This window comes from Pseudomonas sp. NPDC089407, from assembly GCF_044900445.1.
GTDB lineage: Bacteria > Pseudomonadota > Gammaproteobacteria > Pseudomonadales > Pseudomonadaceae > Aquipseudomonas.
In genome coordinates this window covers 14,166-14,427 of sequence record NZ_JBJDNB010000059.1, presented here as the reverse complement: position 1 = coordinate 14,427, position 262 = coordinate 14,166, and the positions used below count along the sequence as shown (strand labels likewise).

Here is a 262-nt window from a genome sequence, read left to right as displayed (position 1 = left end):
TGCTTCAACGGTGATGGTCTGGCCGTTGGACAGGGTCACGGTCACCGGGGTCTGAGCTGGGTTGCTCAGGGTCACGGTGTAGGTGATCACGCCACCTTCGGTGACGCTCGGCGAAGCCGTCAGGGTCGCGGTGGTGTTGTCGACCGAGTCGTTGATCGTGGTCTGAGCAGGCGTCGGGTTCGGGGTCAGCTGCTCGAAATTACCGCCAGTGGCGTTTTCGATGGTGACGCTGACGGTCGAGCCGTTGTTGTAGACGTCGTTC

The 262-nt window shown here is 61.8% G+C and carries 1 protein-coding gene; it reads right to left on the bottom strand.

Going from position 1 to position 262, the window contains the following annotated elements:
- Positions 1–262: immunoglobulin-like domain-containing protein (locus ACI2KG_RS28550; protein ID WP_404664201.1), on the bottom strand; the 262-nt coding region annotated here is incomplete at both ends.